The organism is Trinickia caryophylli (assembly GCF_034424545.1).
GTDB lineage: Bacteria > Pseudomonadota > Gammaproteobacteria > Burkholderiales > Burkholderiaceae > Trinickia > Trinickia caryophylli.
This window is the reverse complement of sequence record NZ_CP139971.1, coordinates 1,584,034-1,599,733: the sequence shown is the minus strand read 5'-3', so window position 1 is coordinate 1,599,733 and position 15,700 is coordinate 1,584,034. Positions and strand designations below refer to the sequence as shown.

Here is a 15,700-nt window from a genome sequence, read left to right as displayed (position 1 = left end):
CTTCATTGCATTAACCGAGCCGATTCCCCCCCGATCGAAGAGGGGAAGGGCGTCACTTTGCCCTAAAAAGGGAGGAGACACATGAAACGCAAACCGTTTTACCAAATTCTCTATGTCCAGGTGCTGGCAGCGATCATCGCCGGCGTGCTGCTCGGGCATTTCGCGCCGCAAGCCGCCATGGCATTCAAACCGCTCGGCGATCTCTTCATCAAACTCGTGCGGATGATCATCGGGCCGGTGATTTTTTGCACCGTCGTGACCGGTATCGCCGGAATGCAGGACATGAAGAAAGTCGGCCGTGTCGGCGGCAAGGCCCTGCTCTACTTCGAAGCGGCATCCACATTCGCGCTGGCGGTCGGCCTGCTTGCAGCGCACGTGCTCGCCCCGGGGAAAGGGTTCAATGTCGACCCGGCCTCGCTCGACGCGCGCGCCGTTTCGGGCTTTGCGGCAAAGGCGGCACATGGCGACGGCATAGTCGGATTCATGACGCACGTGATACCCGAGACATTCCTCGGTGCCCTCGTTCAGGGAGACATTCTTCCCGTGCTGCTGATCGCGATGCTCTTCGGCACGGCGCTGGCACTGATGGGCGAGCCCGCCGCGCCCGTCACGCACCTCGTCGAAACGTTGTCGAAAGCGTTTTTCCGTATCGTCCGGATGGTCACGAGCCTTGCACCGATCGGCGCGTTCGGGGCGATGGCCTTCACGATAGGGCGTTATGGGATCGTCTCGCTGCTGCCGATGCTGAAGCTGATCGGCACGTTCTATTTCACCGCGTTTCTGTTCGTCGCCGTCGTGCTCGGGGTCGTCGCGCGTCTGTGTGGGTTCAGCCTCTGGCGGTTCCTTGCGTACATCCGCGACGAACTGCTGATCGTGCTGGGCACGTCAACGTCCGAAGCGGCATTACCGCAGTTGATGGACAAACTCGAACGCCTTGGCTGCCCGCGCGGTGTCGTGGGGCTCGTGGTGCCCACCGGCTACTCGTTTAATCTCGACGGCACGAACATCTATATGACGCTCGCGGTGCTGTTTCTCGCGCAGGCGACCGATACGCATTTGTCCGCGGCACAGGAAATCACGCTGTTGCTCGTCACGATGCTGACCTCGAAGGGATCGACGGGGGTAACGGGCGCGGGCTTCATCACGCTTGCCGCGAGCCTGTCCGTCGTGCCCACCGTTCCCGTCAGCGCGATGGTGCTGATTCTGGGCATCGATCGCTTCATGTCCGAATGCAGGGCGCTGACGAACATCGTGGGTAATGGTGTGGCGGCGATCGTGATATCCGCGTGGGAGGGCGGGCTCGATCGAGCGATGCTCGCGAAGGCGCTGGGAACCCAGGACACTGCTTCGACGATTGGGGCGACAAAACCGGAATCGAACGCCATGCCCGGCGAAAGTCTGCGCTGACGCAGCCGATATCGAAAGCGTCTTGCGCGAGCTTGCGCCTGCGCCACGCGGTCAATTCAACATCGTTTCCTCGGCACGCAGCGTCAGCACCCGCACCCCGTCGCTCGTCACCGCCACCGTGTGCTCGAATTGCGCGGACAGTTGCCCGTCGCGCGTGACGACCGTCCAACCGTCGTTTTCGGTGCGAACGGCATGCCGCCCCTGATTGATCATCGGTTCGATCGTAAACACCATGCCTTCCCGCAGAACCAGGCCCGTTTGCGGCCTTCCCCAATGCAGCACTTCGGGTGGCTCGTGCATTTCGCGCCCGATGCCGTGCCCGCAGTATTCCCTGACGACCGAATAGCCGTACCTGCGAGCGTGCTGCTCGATCGCATAACCGACATCGCCCAGCGTGGCACCGGGGCGAACGGCGTGAATGCCTTTCCACATCGCGTCGTAGGTGGCTTGCACGAGGCGTCTGGCCGGCGGCGACACGTCTCCGACCAGATAGGTCTTGCTCGAATCGGCGATATAGCCGTTCTTCTCCAACGTAATGTCGAAATTGACGATATCCCCGCTGCGCAGGATTTCGGTAGCGCATGGCACGCCGTGGCAAACCACGTTGTTGCGCGACGAGTTGAGCGCATACGCAAAGCCGTACTGCCCTTTGCTTGCCGGGCGCGCCTCGAGCTCGTTCACGATGAAGCTGTCGACCATGTCGTTGACCTGCATGGTCGACATGCCGATCAGGTTCAGCCGATCCAGGTAGCCGAACACGTCCGCCAGCAGCTTGCCGGACTCGGCCATCAATACGATTTCGTCGGGGCGCTTGGTCATGCGGAGGCCACCTTGAGACCTTGTGTGGCTACCCCCGCTGCTCGCAGCTCCCGAGCCACGATGTCGTTGAAACTCTGCGTCGGATTCATTTCGCACAACATACCGACCTTGATCCAGAAGGCCGCTTGCGCGTTGATCGATCGACACGACACGGCGCTTGCCTTGCGTATCTGGTCGTGCAAATCGTCGTCGATGTTCACGATGCCCATGCCGGCTCCGCATATATGAAACATATACGAATCATATATGCACCGCCTTTGCTGCGCAAGCTCCGTTGCCCTCTGCCGGGGCGCCTTTCCGAACGCGTGCGATCGACGTCGTACCCCGGGCCTGCCGTGCGACTATCATCGGTCTCGTGGCACGGCTCAGCGCGCCGGACCATCGATGTCACGCTCGATCGGGCTCCGTCCACACCAGACCGACGAAAAGGGAGCCATCGTGATCGAACTGGACCTGCGCACGATCTACCGGTATTACATCGATTGCCTGAACCGGCGGGATTGGGCGTCGCTCGGTCAGTTCGTCGACACCGACGTCCGCCGCAATGGCCTGCTGATCGGCTTGTCAGGCTACCGCGAGATGCTGGAGCAGGACGTCCGCGAGATACCGGATTTGCGCTTCGACATCGAACTGCTGGCAATCGATGCGCCGCTCGTCGCGAGCCGCCTGCGATTCGATTGCTCGCCCAGGGGCACCTTTCTCGGATTGAACATCGGCGGCAAGCGCATCGTGTTCACGGAGAACGTGTTCTACGCATTTCGCGGCGCGAAGATCGCCGAGGTTTGGTCCGTGATCGACAAAAGCGCGATCGAAGCACAGCTGTAGATCGTGGCAGCCACGTGCGATGCGGCCATGCCCGCGCCGCCCACCGGACCGCCCATCGGCATCGCCCCCTCAATCCTGCGCCGGCCGATCGACGGGCATGCCCAGCTCGGCGGCCATGCGCTCGACCAGTGCTCTGAGCTCGGCCACCTCACCGCTCAGGCGCTTTTGTTCGGCTTTCAGCGCCTCGAATTCGCCCGGCGCAATCGATTCATCGGCCCCCGCGCACGCGGGGGCGATCTGGTCCACGCTCACCTCGCCGCACATCAGATGCATCCAGCGGCTTTCGCGCTCGCCGGGCGCGCAAGGCAGCTTCACGGCCAGCGGCGGCGTGCGTGCGGCGAGTTCGTCGAGGAATGCCTCGACGGAGGAGTTGTCGGCGAAGCTGTGCAGCCGCGCAGCGTTGAGCCGTAGTTCGGCGGCGGTCTGCGGGCCTCTGAGCAGCAGGATGGTCAGCAGCGCAGCGGACTGGCTCGGGATGCCGAGCACGCGGTTCATATTGTGCTCGTAGCGCGTGACGCGGCTGCTGCTGGCCTCCATGACGAGGCTCAGGCGCTTCAGCCCATCGATCGCGGTCTGAACCTCGGGCTCGGTCACGCTCATCACGGGCGAGCGCGCCGTCTTCTGATTGCAGCCGGCGGTCAAGGCGTTCAGCGAAAGCGGGTACGTATCCGGGACGGTGTGCTGCTTTTCCACCAGCACGCCGAGAATACGGGCTTCGAGGGGGGTGAGGTCGCGCAGGGGTTGGCTCATGGGGCTGCCGCGGGTCGTGAAATCGGGTAGATATGATAGCCGCACACGCTCCCGGCCAGCCTCGTTGCCTCGCAGCGCACGCCGCAGCATCGCCGGGCAAAACCCGAGAGCGGTCTGCGCCCGATGTCGGCTATGGTCCATTACAGGGCAGCCGCGTGAACGACAGATCGATAAAACCGGCGCACGCGAGGCGCCGGCAAGGAGACAAGCATGACCGACGCACACCCGCGAGCGGACGCCGAGCGGTTCGACGGTTCACCGTCCGTGTTCGCACCCATTGTTAAGCAACCGCCAACATGCGACATTGGCGCCGGCTCTTCCCGGACCGCGCCGAACGGCTCGGCACCCGGCGACAAAATCCAAAACAACGAGGCGCAAATGTCCAATCAGAAATCGGCAGAAGTCGCAGCACGCTTCGACCGGCTGCCACCGTCGCGAACCGTCTGGACGATGGTGATCCTCATTTCGCTCGGCGGCATCTTCGAGTATTACGACCTGTTCTTCACGGGCTACGTCGCTCCGGCCATGGTGCAGGCCGGCCTCTTCAAGCCCGAATCGCTCGGCTTTTTCGCGTCGCTCGCGCCGCTCGCCGTGGCGGGCTTCGGTACGTTCGTCTTCTCGACGTTCGCCGGCCTGTGGGTGGGCACGTTCCTGCTCGGCTTCATCGCCGACCGCTTCGGGCGCCGGTTCATCTTCACCTGGTCGCTCGTCTGGTACGTCATCTGTACCGCCATCATGGCCTTCCAGGATTCCGGCTTCGCCATCAACGTCTGGCGCTTTCTGGCCGGCATCGGGATCGGCGTCGAACTCGTGACGATCGATTCGTACATCTCGGAGCTGATTCCAAGCGGCGAGCGCGGCCGGGCCTATGCCGTCAATCAGTTCATTACGTTTTGCGCCGTGCCCATCGTGGCCTTTCTGGCCTTCGCGCTGAAGGATACGCAGCCGCTCGGCCTCGCCTACTGGCGCGTCGTGATTCTCGTCGGCACCCTGGGTGCTGCCGCCGTCTGGTTCATCCGCCGCAACGTGCCGGAAAGCCCGCGCTGGCTCGCGCGCCACGGGCGCATCGACGAAGCCGAGCGCATCGTCGCCGACATCGAGCGCCGCGTGGCGGCCGAGAAGGGCGTCCCATTGCCGGCGCCCCTGCCCGTTTCAGCCGAAGCGGAGAGCCGCGGCACCTTCGCGGAGATCTTCGGCCCACGCTATTTGAAGCGCACGATCATCCTCTCGATCTTCAACATGGCGCAGGTCATCGGCTTTTACGGCTTTGCGGCATGGGTGCCTACGCTGCTCATCCATCGCGGCGTGCACGTCACGGCGAGCCTCGAATACGCGTTCATCATCGCCATTGCCAACCCGTTCGGCCCGCTGCTCGGCACGCTCTTCGCCGACAAGCTCGAACGCAAGACGCAGATCTGCGGCGGCCTGCTCATCATGGGCATCGTCATCGCGCTCTTCGCGCAGTCGTCCGCGCCCGCCGTGCTGATCGCACTCGGCGTACTCTTCACGCTCGCCGCGAACGTCATGTCGTATGCCTTTCACGGGTACCAGGCCGAGCTTTTCCCAACGCGCATACGCGCCCGCGCCGTCGGCTTCGTCTATTCGTGGAGCCGCCTTGCCGCCGCGTTCGCCGGCCTCGCCATCGGCATCCTTCTGCACAACTACGGCGTGCCCGGTGTTGCCACGTTCATCGGTGCGTCGATGGCGGTCGGCATCTGCATGATCCTGCTCGGGCCGTCGACGAAAGGCCGCGCGCTCGAATCGATCAACCACTGACGCAGCCCACCCCGCCGCGCCGCGCGCCGCAGGTGCGAAGCGCGCCCGACAGGCGTACCCTTGTGCCTGAAGCGCCGGCCCGCTGCTCCCCGCGGCGAGCCGGCCTCCGACGGAGGGCACTCTGATGAAGACGATCGTCCGGACCGGCGCCCATATCGAAGGCATTCATTGGGTCGCCGAGTATGTTGAATCGACACACGAGATCCGGGTTCTGCGCGAAGGCGCCGAAGTCGGTCTTTACGATGCGCCGCCCACACTCTTCGGCGAAGAGGCCGATGCAGGCTCGAAGAGCGTGGCCGATCATCGTGCGCTGGAAGCAGCGCTGCGCGCCTATCTGATGCGTTTCGTCGCCGAGCACGACGCCGAGGAATGAGGCGCGGCCGAGGGCCGAGCGGGGCCGATCGAGGCCGCGCCGGCCCGCTCGCACCGCGTTGTTTCAGGCACCGCGCAGGAAATCGAGCACGGCGTGCGTAAACGGCGCCGCCTGCTCGACGTTGGGCAGATGCAGTGCATCGAATGCAAGGTGACGCGCACGCGCCATCCGCGCGGCCAGTGCGCGGCCTTGTTCCGCGGATATCGTGGCATCGCGTGTGCCCGTGACAACGAGCGTCGGCGCCTCGATGTCCGCCACTTCGTCCGTAAGGTCCGCCGCCGCAATCGCCGCGCAATTGGCCACGTAGCCCTCAGGGTCCGTGTGCCGCACCGTATCGCGTATTGCCGCACATACGAGCGGCTCCCGCTCGATGAATTCGGTACTGAACCAGCGTTCGATGGTCGCCTGGGCGATGGCCGGCATGCCGCCTGTGCGCGCCTGCTTCATGCGGGCTTCCCACGCCTCGGCCGGCGTGGGGTTGCGCGGCGGCGCGCTCACGAGCACGAGCCGGTCGATACGCTCGGCGGCGCGCGCGCCGAGCGCCATGCCCGTCACGCCCCCCATCGACACGCCGCAAAAATGCGCGTGCCCGATCTCGAGCAAATCCATCAGGGCGAGTACGTCGTCGCTCAATTGCTCGATCGTGTAGGGCCCTGCCGGAACCTCGGAGCGGCCGTGGCCGCGGGTGTCGTAGCGCAACACGCGGAAAACGGCGCCGAGCGCATCGACCTGCGGCGCCCACAGCGAGGTGTCGCAGGCAAGCGCATTCGACAGGACGAGCCATGGCGCATCGGCAGGACCGTTCGCGTCGACCCGGTAGTAAAGGCGGACTCCCTCGATAGTGGCGAAAGGCATGGCGGCAGGCCTCCTGAAGCGAAGCTCTCATTGTGCTCCAGGCGGCGCTCGCGCATCCGTCCCCCGAAGTCCCGGAAACGTGAAACAATGGCCGGCATGGGCACGAGCCGTGCGCAATCAAAGCCGGAGCCGCGCCTGCCAGTCAGCGAAGAAGAGGAGTCAGCAATGAGTAGCGGATCGCGCACGAAAGACAAAGGCGAGCCGAAGGCAAAGACCAAGGCCCGTGCCAACCGTGCCATCGATACGGCGGGCGAAGCGGCGGGCGAAGCGGCTAAGCGGCCCACACGCGAGCAGGCGGAGGACGCCGTGCGCGTCCTCCTGCGCTGGGCCGGCGACGACCCCGAACGCGAAGGCCTGCGCGACACCCCGGCGCGCGTCGCGCGCGCTTACGAAGAGTTCTTTTCGGGTTACGGCCTCGATCCGCGGGAAATCCTCGCGCGCACGTTCTCCGAAGTCGACGGCTACGATGAAATGGTCGTGCTGAAAGACATCCGCTTCGAGAGCTACTGCGAGCATCACATGGTGCCGATCATCGGCCGTGCGCACGTCGCCTATCTGCCGAAGCACCGCGTGGTGGGCATATCGAAGCTCGCGCGCCTCGTCGATGCATTCGCCAAGCGGTTGCAGATCCAGGAAAAGATGACGGTGCAGATCGCCGATACGCTCAACGAGATCCTGCAGCCGCGCGGCGTGGGCGTGATTCTCGAAGCCGCGCATCAATGCATCACCACGCGCGGCATTCACAAGCCCGGCGTGGCGATGGTGACCTCGCGCATGCTCGGCTCGTTCCGCACGGACCCCTCGACCCGGCGCGAATTCCTCGCGATCGTCGGCAACCCGGGCTCGCTTGCAGTACCCAATTCGTGAGGCTTCGCGAGGCCGGCGTGATTGCCGCCGGCCCCGCCTCACTGCGCCGGCACGCCGCGGCGCATGCCGGTGCGCACGCCCTCGCCTGCCATCAGCAGGACCGCACCGACCACACAGCCCATCCCCCACCATTGCGCGGGCGTCATCGTCTCGCGCAGCACGAGCGCCGCGAGTGCAGCCGCTGAGACCGGTACGAAAGCAGTGAACGCGCTGGCCTGCGCACCGGCAATACGCGACGCACCGGCAAACCAGAGCAGAAACCCGGCCACGGTCGGCACGAGCGCATAGTAGACGACGCCTGCCAGCGCCGCCGCATCGGCATGCAGCGCCCAAGGGCGTTCGAAAAAGGCTGGCACGAGGGCGAGCACGAGCCCGATGCCTGTCATCGAGGTCGACATCTGCAAGGCCGACAAGGGCGTGCTTAATCGCTTGTTGAGCAGAATGAAGAACCCCTCGCAAAACACAGCTGCAACCACGAGCAGATTGCCGAATACGCGCGGAGCGGCTCCGAGCGCCGCCGGCGGCGCAGCGTGGGCGGGGCTCCCGCCGCTCGTGCAGACGAGCACGCCGGACGTGGCCAGCGCGAGGGCCGCAAGCGTCACCGGCGATGGCCGCTCGCGCAGCGCGAAAACGGCAACGAGCGCCGCCACCGCGGGCAGGGTGCCGGCAATCACGCCGGCATCCGTGGCAGACGTGAGCCGCATGCCGCTCAGGAGGAAGACCGTATAGCCGACGCTCCCCGATCCGGCTTGCAGCACGAGCAGCGCGGCATCGCGCCGGCTCGGCCGCGGCCACCGCTCGCCCCTGAGACGCATGATCGCGATAAAGATCGGCAAAGCGATCGCAAAACGCAGGGCGGTTGCCGTAAAGGGCGGTAGCCCCGCTGCAATCAGCTTGCTTGCCACCACCGTGCTGCCCACGCCGATCATCGCCAAGGTGCAGCAAAGATAGGCCATCCATCGCACTCCCATTCGCGCCTCCTCTCGTATCGCTGAAGATGTCGCGCACGATAGGCCCGCGCCCCGGGAAGCGTCTTGAACGAAATTGCAGGCGGTAGCGCCGGATAGTGGCCCGCGCCAGCAATTCGTCGGCGCTAAACAATTCGTTTTGTCGCCCCGAACTACGCCGTCGACGGCCTAGCGGTTTCGAAGCTAAGCAAAGCGGCGAGAACCAGGGCGTAAAAAAGCCGCAGCCGGAGAAGGATCATCCGCAGGTTATGGCCGACGCGGCACAGCACCGCATAAATTGCATCGCTCAACGTACCCTTGAGCCAATTGCGACCGAGCTTGCCGTCGGCCTTCATATGTCCAATGACCGGTCCAATGACCGGCTCGATCGCACTGCGCCGCCGGATCATCGCGCGCAGGCCGCGCGTTATACCTCGCCGCAATCCCGGAGACCTTCACAACATCGACAGTAACGCTTCGCTTCTGTAGCCGCCGACGACAGCAATCTCCGGCTGAACGTCGCTCAAGATCGCCGCCGGCTCCAACACTTCGGCCAGCGAATGCCCGCCGTACCGATTGCCCGGCATCGAACGATGCTCCGACGACCAGCCCTTCCTTGTGCGTCGTTGTGATCGATACCTTCACGTCCAATTCGTACGGCTTGCGTGCTCTGCCTTTCGCCGAGCACTCGACCTCCGGAGCATGCAGCGCGTACAGCTTGTTCTTGTCCTTTTGCTTCTGCGTGAGAATCCGCTCGGTACGGCCGATCAGCCCTTCCGCGGCCGCCCGACCTTACTGAGCGATGCCGTCCAGTTGGCGCTCGACGTCGCGCATCACGCGCGAACGCAAAGTGCGCAGCGCGAATCGGTGCGATGCGCAATCGCTTTTCCATCACCGTCGTATCGGCAATCACTCGCTTCACGCTCGAAGTCTTGATGACGTTCGCGCGTTTGGCCGCATCGATCGTCTCGGCCAACAGTTCTTCAACGCCGGCCTCGCCCAGCCGCTTGCGCCAGCGCGTCAGGCTCGACGGACCGAACGGCGGCTTCGTCTGCAAGTACGTCTCGCCGATGAATACCTGCCAATACGGATTCTCCAGCCATTGCCACACCGCGTCTTCGTCCGACAGGTCAAAGGCGTGCTGCAAATACAGCAGCCCTGCGATCAAACGCGTCGACGTTGTCGGTCGGCCGCGTTGCGACACGAAGCTCGCACTTATCGCCGCGTTCAACCGTTCCCAGTCGCTCAGATCGGCAAGACGAATCAACGGATGCTTCAAGTTGATCTGCTTACTACCGATGCCTCGCATGGATTGTTCCGGCCAGACTCAGCTAGGACGAAGCCGCTACCGGCACCTGCTCCCAAGCGGCCTCACGCGTCGCAAACTAGCTGAACAGTGGCAATCTTGCTTTCACCCAATCCCACCACGTGGGAGGCATCCTAACGCTATGTACATAGTCGTTCTCCTGCGACGAATCAAAATACGTTACGCGATCAGGGCTATAGACCAGTTCCCTGTCTGCATTGGTATCCCAATCCACGAAGAATTTTCTCTGCGCAAGCAAGCTATGATTTTCCGAGAAAATCTGCAAACGAATCTTGTCATTCATCCTGTTCTTGTCTGGGCCCGTCCCACAGAGAACCACATTCAGCCGCCTCCCCTCATACATCTTTTCGCCACCGTTAAGAAGTTTCGTATACTTATCGCAGCGATAGAATTTTTCCGGATAAATTCTATCGAGAACTGAGAGGACAGCATATATCACAATTACAAGCACAAAAGCGATCTCTGAAAACTTAATCATCACCGAGAAAAACTTGACTGCGCCCTTGGTTTGCATATTTGGTCCAAAGTGAATTTGATCGGCTTATGAAGCTTTATCTTTCTCGGCTCCGTATAAATCACAAAATCACCGCCGCGATTATACTTTTCACGCCACGCGTTATAATCATCGTTGCGAACAGGATAATATATATCATGTTTTCTATGATCTTTAAATAGCCCACGCATGATGTCAACAGGCTTCTTATATCCATTATCATAAATATACGGCATGAAGATCGGCTTATCTGGGTAGTCACCCCATTGCAGGTCGGTGCCGCGACTTCCTGTTACACGATTGACGGTATCAGATGCAGCCGCCGGAACAACCATTATCATTCCGCTTCGGTTCCAATGACCGAGATATTGGGATGTCCTCTTGTTGGGATCGTCCGCAAACGAATAACTATCCTTTGCGTAGACGTAGATATGTGAAACCTCCACACTAGATTTCGAACAGTAAAGCGGGCTTGGTCCGTCGTAGTTGTAGTATTTTTCTGACACAACCTTGGCTGTTGCTACCGCCGCCATGAAATCGAAGTTTGCGAGCGACGCCGTTAGGTCCGTCATACCCAGATTTGAGGAGAGCGTATCCCAACTACTGATCGGCCCCTTCTGAAACTGAAAGCCCTCGTGCAGCCGTTGAATATCCCCACCAGAAACGGACAGGGCATCAATCACCCCATTGAACGATTCACCCGAATCAATGAATTTTTTTTCAACAAATTGCCGAATCTTCTTCTTCATAAAACTCAAAGCATTTTCAGAATAGATTCCCTCGCGTATCAATTTTTCATATTTCCGAACGACTCCATCATAGCTCAATACGAAACCGAGAGAAACGTCATCCTTATCCACCAAGTCGCCCGGATAGGACGCGGATGGATCATTGCTAAGAATGTATTTTCTGCCGTCGAACCACCGCTGCGCCAACTTGGCGGCAACAGGAAAACCCATCTTTTTCATCGCGCCCGGGAGGTCGAGCATATCGAACGGCGGCGGCGTGTAGCAGTCGCCGTCCTCGTCATCCTTGTTTTTTGCCGGTGAAGTTGACTGCGGCGGCTCAGGAAGTTCTTGTTCTAGCTGCTTCTCTTCCTTCTTGTCGATTTTCGGTTCCTCCGCCTTCGGCGGAGGCGGTGGCGGCGTCCATCCTTTTGGCGGCCGCTCCATCAGGATGTGAGCCTGTGGATTATTCAGCGGCCTGCAAACATCCTTTTTCCACGTTGTGTCGTTCGAAAAAAAGCCGACCTTTTCCGGTTTGAAGTACGGAATTCTATTTAGCGTTGTCATTGGAATTATTTCTACTACCCTCAGTATCGCGGCGAATATAGCACACCCTCTGGCCCCGGTTTAAACCATCGCCAGCGGCAATTTCCTAGATAAGTGAAATGAGCCCGCCCAACGGCGGCCGAACCCGAACGAGGCAAAAGCACGACGGGCTCACAGCAGCTTAACCACCGAAGGTGCTCGTGTCCGCGAGCCATCGCCATTATCGGACGAGTTCACGATCTGCCAGGGTCCTCGACCTCATAGCAGCGTGCATTACGGTGCCACGGGCACATCGCCACGACACCCCTTGCGAGTCAGCGCACCGCGCAGGCGTAATTCGACGGTGTGACGCCGTGCAGCCGCACGAACGCGCGCGTCATGTGACTTTGGTCAGCGAACCCTGCCGAAGCGGCGGCATCGGCCAGCGCGCAACCCGCCGCAATGAGTTGCCGCGCCAACGCCACGCGGCGCTGCACGAGATAGGCATGCGGCGGAAGCCCCGTTTCACGCGTGAATTCGCGCAAAAGCTGAAAACGGCTCAGGCCCGCTTCGGCCGCCAAGCTCGCGAGCGTGGGCGAAGCGGCTGGATCGTCATCGATGCGGGCCCGGGCGCGCAGCACCGGCAAGCTCGCCGCCGTGCGCATCGGCGCGAACCGTGACTTCGCGCGCGCGGTCGTATGACGATGCACCACGTCCGCAAGAAATCTGAACAGCGCCTCGTCGCGCGCGAGCGCGTCGAAGCGATCACGGTGCGCCACGGCAGCGGCGAATGCGGCCTCGAACAGCATGACGAACCGCGCGTCGCGCAGCACCGGGCGCTCGAGTTCGAAACCATCCGCGCGCGCGGCTTCGAGATCCCTCGCGACCGTACGCATGAGGGCCGGCTCGACATAGAGCATGTGCCACGCACGCGCCACGCCCCCGAGCGGGCTGCCGTCGTGTACTTCGCCGGGATTGACCGTGATTGCATCGCCCGCGGCAGCCTCCACAAGGCCGCGCCCGCTCGCCGAGCGCTGCGCGCCCCGTGTGACGAGCCCCACGCCGAACTGGTCGTGTGAATGGCGGGCAAACGAATGCACCGTATCCGCGGCGGTGGCTTCGACGCCTTCGATGGTGCATCGCACCGCCATGACGCGGCCGCCCCCTACGCGTTTCATCTTGGCTGCCGCTTGCCGCTATCGGGATCGTCGCCGCGTGCGCCCTCCCGCACGTTGCCTTGCGAAACGTTCGCGCCGGGTGCGACGCTGTGCGTGAGCCAAACGTTGCCGCCAATCACGGCGCCGCGGCCGATCGTGACGCGCCCGAGGATTGTCGCCCCCGCGTAGATGACGACGTCGTCCTCGACGATCGGATGCCGCGCGCGCCCCTTTACGAGCGTTCCCTCGCAATCGGCCGGGAAACTTTTCGCGCCGAGCGTCACGGCCTGGTACACGCGCACGCGTTCGCCGATGACCGCCGTCTCGCCGATCACGACGCCAGTGCCGTGGTCGATGAAAAAGCTCGAACCGATCTGGGCGCCGGGGTGGATGTCGATGCCGGTGGCCGAATGGGCGATCTCGTTGATGAAGCGCGCGAGCAGCGGCACGCCCAGCCGGTGCAGCGCATGAGCGAGGCGATGGTGCATCATCGCCAGTACGCCGGGGTAGCACAGCAGAATCTCGGTGATGTGCTGCGCGGCCGGATCGCCCGCGAACGCGGCCTGGATATCGCTGACCAGCAGCGCTCGGATCGCGGGCAATTGGGCCGCAAGCATGCGCGTGATTTCAAACGCAACCGCGCTCAGCTCGGCCTCGGCGGTATCCGCATGCTCCGGTAGAAACCGCAGCGCACGGCGCACCTGCTCGCTGAGCAGCCGCAGCGTGCTTTCGAGCGTATGGCCGACGTAGTAATCGACGCTTTCGTCGGTCAGATCGGGGGCGCCGTAATGCGTCGGAAACATTGCCGCGCGCAAGCCGTTGACGATACCGACGATCGCCTGACGCGAGGGCAACTCGCGGATACCACGCGGATGGCGAGTGCGATGAAGCTCCTCGCGCGACGCGCGAAGCTCGGCGACGATCTGGTCGAGCCCCCAGGGAGAAGAAGACGGATTGGACATGATGAGACGAAGCCGCGAGCCGCGCAGCGGGAAAGTGATACTTGTACGGAGGTTACCGCTTTTTCTCGCGCAGCGTGCCTCGACCGTTCGGTCAGTGCGTCTGGCCCGCCCGCCGCACCGGCGAGCGCGGCTTCGTCAGACCGTCACACTGCTGGCATCGATCCAGCGTACTGCCCAGTCGCGCGCATACGCGATGGCTGTCGCCTCGTCGCGAAAGCGCAGATCGACGGGAAAAAAACGGTTCGCGACGAGTTCGCCGTCGCTCGATCGGGAAATCACCACGTACGGCTGAAAAAAGCCGTCTCCCGCGCGTGCCGGCGCGCAGTTGAGCAGGTATCCGCGGTGAGTGAATGCGGCGTCGGAATGCATGACTCGTCTGCCTCCTGAAACCTCTTCGTATGGGGCCGCCAGCGAGCGCCCAACACGGTTCGACGCAGCAGCCGGGCGCGCGAGCCATGACCTTCGCGGCGGCTCGTGCGCGCAGGATTGGAATCATACTCTGTAGAAAACGCAGGTTGCACGAGAAATAAATCGTTCTCGTTCCGTCGTCCCGTGTCGTGTCGTCGCGCCCGCGTTCTTCGGCCAACCTGTCGGAACGACTCTTGCGGCATGGCTCGAGAATGATCCACGCGCGCGTGCGGGATCGCGTCGCGACGCACGCGTTCGAGCTTGAAGTTGTCAGCCGCTGCACTACGCTTGATGAGCGATAACGGTTGTTTCAAACGCATCGAACGATACGCGCCGTGGCCGACGAACCTGACGCGCAAACCTTGCGAGCAGACCATGAATGCGAGCCGCCCCCTTCCCGGCACGGCGATGCAGCGGATGCGACTTGCATTCGACGCACAGCGCGCGGCGCTCGAACCGCGCTCGGCGAAACGATGGCACGCGGCGCTCCTTTTTCTCGGCGCCGCCTACGCTGCCTCATGGCTGGAAATACCGTTCGAGTTCGCCTGGCTGCCGCCGCACGATGCATCGCAAATCGGTGCATCGGCGTTTGCCGCCGCAATCCTGGCGCGCGTGCTGCTCGGCGCGCTCTATGCTTTCGTGGCGCTGGGCCGCCGCTGGGCACGCTGGGTCACGATCGTGCTGTGCTTGGCAGGTGCCCTTTTCGCCGCGCCGGCATTGCCGGCCGAATGGGCAATGTCGGTGCCGGCCGCGATCGTGACGGGCGCCGGTGCCCTTTGCAAGGCCGCCGCGGCCGTGTTGCTCGCATGGCCGCTTCGCGGCGAACGGCCCGAACGGTGAAGGAGGCAATCCATGAAAGTCGTCGTCATCGGCGCGAGCGGCACGCTCGGCAAAGCGGTCAGCACGGCGCTGGCTCAGCGCCATGAAATCGTGGAGGTGAGTGCAACGCATGGGGATTACCACGTGGACGCAACGCATCTATCGGGCGTCGAGCGGCTGTTTCACGAAATCGGGTCGGTCGACGCTGTCGTGACGACGATCGGCAAAGTGCACTTCGGACCGTTTCACGACATGACGGCCGATCAATTCTGGATCGGCCTGTGCGACAAGCTGATGGGGCAGGTCAACGTGGTACTGGCCGCGCAGCATCATGTTCGCGATGGCGGCTCGTTCACGCTCACAAGCGGCATTCTGGCGCAAGAGCCTGTTCGCGACGGTATCAATGCGACGACCGTCAACGCCGCACTCGAAGGCTTCGTGCGCGGCGCGGCAATAGAATTGCCGCGCGGCATCCGCATCAATCTCGTCAGCCCGACCGTGCTCGCGGAATCGCTCGACGCGTATGGATCGTATTTCCAAGGCTTCGAGCCCGTTACGGCGGAGCGTGCGGCAATGGCATATTGCCGCAGCGTGGAAGGCGCCCAGACGGGGCGCATCTATCACGTGGGCGGCTGAAGGAACGCGGGTAACGAGGTAAGGGGCAG

17 protein-coding genes and 1 pseudogene are annotated in these 15,700 nt (G+C 62.7%); 7 read left to right on the top strand and 11 right to left on the bottom strand.

Going from position 1 to position 15,700, the window contains the following annotated elements; all coding sequences use genetic code 11:
• The first annotated feature begins 81 nt into the window (after positions 1–81).
• The gene (locus U0034_RS26300) at positions 82–1,407 is read left to right on the top strand and encodes a dicarboxylate/amino acid:cation symporter (RefSeq protein WP_085228795.1); all 1,326 of its coding nucleotides are present in this window, start codon (positions 82–84) and stop codon (positions 1,405–1,407) included.
• A gap of 51 nt (positions 1,408–1,458) precedes the next feature.
• On the opposite strand, the gene map is transcribed toward U0034_RS26300, so the two are convergent.
• Positions 1,459–2,226: a type I methionyl aminopeptidase gene (gene map / locus U0034_RS26295; protein ID WP_085228794.1), complete on the bottom strand. Its 768-nt coding sequence runs from the start codon at positions 2,224–2,226 to the stop codon at positions 1,459–1,461.
• A complete protein-coding gene (locus tag U0034_RS26290; RefSeq protein WP_085228793.1) occupies positions 2,223–2,435 on the bottom strand; it encodes a ParD-like family protein in 213 nt (70 codons plus the stop codon). The genes map and U0034_RS26290 overlap by 4 nt, the downstream gene beginning before the upstream one ends.
• A gap of 175 nt (positions 2,436–2,610) precedes the next feature.
• Here U0034_RS26290 and U0034_RS26285 point away from each other — a divergent pair, with 175 nt between their 5' ends.
• Positions 2,611–3,051 carry an ester cyclase gene (locus tag U0034_RS26285; protein ID WP_085228792.1) on the top strand — a complete coding sequence of 147 codons (441 nt, stop codon included), beginning with the start codon at positions 2,611–2,613 and terminating at the stop codon, positions 3,049–3,051.
• Between the two features lie 69 nt (positions 3,052–3,120).
• On the opposite strand, the gene U0034_RS26280 is transcribed toward U0034_RS26285, so the two are convergent.
• On the bottom strand, positions 3,121–3,801 hold the full coding sequence (locus tag U0034_RS26280; protein WP_102622867.1) for a YceH family protein: 681 nt from the start codon (positions 3,799–3,801) through the stop codon (positions 3,121–3,123).
• Between the two features lie 450 nt (positions 3,802–4,251).
• Between U0034_RS26280 and U0034_RS26275 the strand changes: the two genes are divergently transcribed.
• A complete protein-coding gene (locus U0034_RS26275) occupies positions 4,252–5,577 on the top strand; it encodes an MFS transporter (protein ID WP_199187026.1) in 1,326 nt (441 codons plus the stop codon).
• A 124-nt stretch (positions 5,578–5,701) separates the two neighbouring features.
• Positions 5,702–5,950, top strand: coding sequence for a hypothetical protein (locus tag U0034_RS26270; RefSeq protein WP_085228789.1), 249 nt, complete (start codon positions 5,702–5,704; stop codon positions 5,948–5,950).
• A 63-nt stretch (positions 5,951–6,013) separates the two neighbouring features.
• Here U0034_RS26270 and pcaD read toward each other — a convergent pair whose 3' ends face one another.
• Positions 6,014–6,805: a 3-oxoadipate enol-lactonase gene (gene pcaD / locus U0034_RS26265; protein ID WP_085228788.1), complete on the bottom strand. Its 792-nt coding sequence runs from the start codon at positions 6,803–6,805 to the stop codon at positions 6,014–6,016.
• Positions 6,806–6,970: 165 nt separating this feature from the next.
• Between pcaD and folE the strand changes: the two genes are divergently transcribed.
• Complete coding sequence (folE, locus tag U0034_RS26260) at positions 6,971–7,672, top strand: GTP cyclohydrolase I FolE (protein WP_085228902.1); 702 nt, start codon at positions 6,971–6,973, stop codon at positions 7,670–7,672.
• Positions 7,673–7,710: 38 nt separating this feature from the next.
• On the opposite strand, the gene U0034_RS26255 is transcribed toward folE, so the two are convergent.
• The 7 genes and pseudogenes from U0034_RS26255 to U0034_RS26225 all read right to left on the bottom strand — a co-directional run bounded on the left by U0034_RS26255 (position 7,711) and on the right by U0034_RS26225 (position 14,177).
• On the bottom strand, positions 7,711–8,643 hold the full coding sequence (locus U0034_RS26255; protein WP_085228787.1) for a DMT family transporter: 933 nt from the start codon (positions 8,641–8,643) through the stop codon (positions 7,711–7,713).
• Between the two features lie 149 nt (positions 8,644–8,792).
• Positions 8,793–9,928, bottom strand: a pseudogene (locus tag U0034_RS26250) (transposase).
• Positions 9,929–10,004: 76 nt separating this feature from the next.
• Positions 10,005–10,460: a hypothetical protein gene (locus tag U0034_RS26245; protein ID WP_085228786.1), complete on the bottom strand. Its 456-nt coding sequence runs from the start codon at positions 10,458–10,460 to the stop codon at positions 10,005–10,007.
• Positions 10,424–11,731, bottom strand: a complete 1,308-nt coding sequence (locus U0034_RS26240) for a DUF6402 family protein (RefSeq protein ID WP_139831181.1) — start codon at positions 11,729–11,731, stop codon at positions 10,424–10,426. Before U0034_RS26240 ends, U0034_RS26245 begins: the two co-directional genes overlap by 37 nt.
• Before the next feature lie 293 nt (positions 11,732–12,024).
• A complete protein-coding gene (locus U0034_RS26235) occupies positions 12,025–12,867 on the bottom strand; it encodes an AraC family transcriptional regulator (RefSeq protein ID WP_085228785.1) in 843 nt (280 codons plus the stop codon).
• Positions 12,864–13,808 carry a serine O-acetyltransferase EpsC gene (gene epsC / locus U0034_RS26230; protein WP_085228784.1) on the bottom strand — a complete coding sequence of 315 codons (945 nt, stop codon included), beginning with the start codon at positions 13,806–13,808 and terminating at the stop codon, positions 12,864–12,866. The genes U0034_RS26235 and epsC overlap by 4 nt, the downstream gene beginning before the upstream one ends.
• 135 nt (positions 13,809–13,943) lie before the next feature.
• Entirely contained in the window at positions 13,944–14,177 is a 234-nt protein-coding gene (locus U0034_RS26225; RefSeq protein ID WP_085228783.1) for a hypothetical protein, read from the bottom strand.
• A 414-nt stretch (positions 14,178–14,591) separates the two neighbouring features.
• Between U0034_RS26225 and U0034_RS26220 the strand changes: the two genes are divergently transcribed.
• On the top strand, positions 14,592–15,056 hold the full coding sequence (locus U0034_RS26220) for a hypothetical protein (protein WP_139831180.1): 465 nt from the start codon (positions 14,592–14,594) through the stop codon (positions 15,054–15,056).
• A 12-nt stretch (positions 15,057–15,068) separates the two neighbouring features.
• Positions 15,069–15,671, top strand: a complete 603-nt coding sequence (locus U0034_RS26215) for a short chain dehydrogenase (protein ID WP_085228781.1) — start codon at positions 15,069–15,071, stop codon at positions 15,669–15,671.
• Positions 15,672–15,700 lie beyond the last annotated feature (29 nt).

Excerpts from the sequence above, each read along its gene's own strand:
- epsC (WP_085228784.1), bottom strand. The coding sequence starts at position 13,808 with ATGTCCAATCCGTCTTCTTCTCCCTGGGGGCTCGACCAGATCGTCGCC.
- U0034_RS26290 (WP_085228793.1), bottom strand. The coding sequence starts at position 2,435 with ATGGGCATCGTGAACATCGACGACGATTTGCACGACCAGATACGCAAG.
- U0034_RS26255 (WP_085228787.1), bottom strand. The coding sequence starts at position 8,643 with ATGGGAGTGCGATGGATGGCCTATCTTTGCTGCACCTTGGCGATGATC.
- U0034_RS26235 (WP_085228785.1), bottom strand. The coding sequence starts at position 12,867 with ATGAAACGCGTAGGGGGCGGCCGCGTCATGGCGGTGCGATGCACCATC.
- U0034_RS26215 (WP_085228781.1), top strand. The coding sequence starts at position 15,069 with ATGAAAGTCGTCGTCATCGGCGCGAGCGGCACGCTCGGCAAAGCGGTC.
- U0034_RS26275 (WP_199187026.1), top strand. The coding sequence starts at position 4,252 with ATGGTGATCCTCATTTCGCTCGGCGGCATCTTCGAGTATTACGACCTG.
- U0034_RS26220 (WP_139831180.1), top strand. The coding sequence starts at position 14,592 with ATGAATGCGAGCCGCCCCCTTCCCGGCACGGCGATGCAGCGGATGCGA.
- U0034_RS26300 (WP_085228795.1), top strand. The coding sequence starts at position 82 with ATGAAACGCAAACCGTTTTACCAAATTCTCTATGTCCAGGTGCTGGCA.
- U0034_RS26225 (WP_085228783.1), bottom strand. The coding sequence starts at position 14,177 with ATGCATTCCGACGCCGCATTCACTCACCGCGGATACCTGCTCAACTGC.
- pcaD (WP_085228788.1), bottom strand. The coding sequence starts at position 6,805 with ATGCCTTTCGCCACTATCGAGGGAGTCCGCCTTTACTACCGGGTCGAC.
- U0034_RS26240 (WP_139831181.1), bottom strand. The coding sequence starts at position 11,731 with ATGACAACGCTAAATAGAATTCCGTACTTCAAACCGGAAAAGGTCGGC.
- U0034_RS26270 (WP_085228789.1), top strand. The coding sequence starts at position 5,702 with ATGAAGACGATCGTCCGGACCGGCGCCCATATCGAAGGCATTCATTGG.
- U0034_RS26280 (WP_102622867.1), bottom strand. The coding sequence starts at position 3,801 with ATGAGCCAACCCCTGCGCGACCTCACCCCCCTCGAAGCCCGTATTCTC.
- U0034_RS26245 (WP_085228786.1), bottom strand. The coding sequence starts at position 10,460 with ATGCAAACCAAGGGCGCAGTCAAGTTTTTCTCGGTGATGATTAAGTTT.
- folE (WP_085228902.1), top strand. The coding sequence starts at position 6,971 with ATGAGTAGCGGATCGCGCACGAAAGACAAAGGCGAGCCGAAGGCAAAG.
- map (WP_085228794.1), bottom strand. The coding sequence starts at position 2,226 with ATGACCAAGCGCCCCGACGAAATCGTATTGATGGCCGAGTCCGGCAAG.
- U0034_RS26285 (WP_085228792.1), top strand. The coding sequence starts at position 2,611 with ATGTCACGCTCGATCGGGCTCCGTCCACACCAGACCGACGAAAAGGGA.